Source organism: Ruegeria sp. SCP10, from assembly GCF_040329495.1.
GTDB lineage: Bacteria > Pseudomonadota > Alphaproteobacteria > Rhodobacterales > Rhodobacteraceae > Ruegeria.
Genome location: NZ_JBDZYF010000057.1, coordinates 1 through 1,368 on the forward strand (window position 1 = coordinate 1; position 1,368 = coordinate 1,368).

Sequence of the window (1,368 nt, forward strand, 5' to 3'; positions counted from 1 at the left end):
CGCTGTCTTTGGTTTTTCCATGTGAAGTTTCCTCTGGTTGAACACAGAATGAGGTTAAGTTTTTTTGAGTTAGGTCAGCGCTGTCTCAAAGGAGCGGCAACCAAAAGCGACAGAAAACAGACAAGCACCAGCATAGACAGAACGACATTCCATCCGAGCCGACTGAATACCGGACCCATAACAGCCGTCCCGGCCAGACCCCCGACATAGTAGCTGGTCAGATACATCCCACTTGCCGTTGCGCGATCCACGGTCGCAACAGTACCAATGTTCCCGGAGATGACGGCCTGAGCGCAAAATGTGCCAACGGCAACGACCGCCAAACCCAACAGTACCAAAACGAGCGATGACGACATCAGGCTGCCCAGTCCGGCGACTGCAACAAGCATCGAAACTGTATATGCCTCAAAAACACCGCGCTTGGCCGACAATCTCCCGGCTAGGGGGGTGGTAAAAAGCGATGGAATGAAAACAATGTAGACAAGACCTAGCTGAGGGCCGGACAGGTCAAATGGCGGCTGTGAAAGTACAAAGTTGACAAAAGTGAACACAGCCAGAAACACGAACAAGATCACGAAGCCCAAGAGGTTGCTCGTCCGAAGACTTCGGTTCGCGAGATGAATTTTGACTGCTTCTAAAACGGTCGGCGTGCTCGGACTTCGCACGCGAGAAGAGGTGCTTGATAAGCAGAAAAATGCCAAGGCCGCGCCAGAAAGATTCAATAGAGCAAAAAGCCAGAAGCTCACGCTCAAACCGAACCAATCCGCAAAGTTTGCAGCCATGATTCTACCGATCAGATTGGACAGAACGTTCCCGGTTATGTAGGCCGCCATGGCAGTCGCGGCTTCGGTGGCCAGGCACTCCTCGGACAAATAGCTCATCGTAAGTGTAAAAGCCGAGGCCATCAAAATGCCCTGAACAACCCTGAGGGCCGAAAACAACGCAAGATCGTCTACAAATCCTAACAGAAAGGTCGGAACTGCCAGTAACGCCAGACTAAAGACAATTCCACGCATTCGATCCATCTTTTGGCTGAGAAAAACGACGATAACTCCTGCGACGGCCATGCCGAAAATCGAGGAATTGACCGCGAGTCCGACGCTGGATGGATCTACATCAAACTTCGCACGCAATTGCGGCAAAAGTGCCTGAGCGCCAAAGAGATCAATAAGCGTAAGAAAGGCCAGAAGGCCTATGATCAAGTTTCTTGGCATTACGCGTGCATCCGGTCAGACAACGATTGGAACTGAACACTTTGATGCAGCCGAGCGCTGACAGGTTACAGCGGCAGGTACAATTATCCACGCCTGAGTCGTAAATCACAGCTACAGCAGACACTTTAGGATCCGAAACCGGGAGTGCTAAACG

The 1,368-nt window shown here is 51.4% G+C and carries 1 protein-coding gene; it reads right to left on the bottom strand.

Annotation, left to right across the window (positions count from 1 at the left end):
- Positions 1-74: 74 nt before the first annotated feature.
- On the bottom strand, positions 75-1,214 hold the full coding sequence (locus ABLN87_RS22220; protein ID WP_353014289.1) for an MFS transporter: 1,140 nt from the start codon (positions 1,212-1,214) through the stop codon (positions 75-77).
- Positions 1,215-1,368 lie beyond the last annotated feature (154 nt).

Excerpts from the sequence above, each read along its gene's own strand:
- ABLN87_RS22220 (WP_353014289.1), bottom strand. The coding sequence starts at position 1,214 with ATGCCAAGAAACTTGATCATAGGCCTTCTGGCCTTTCTTACGCTTATT.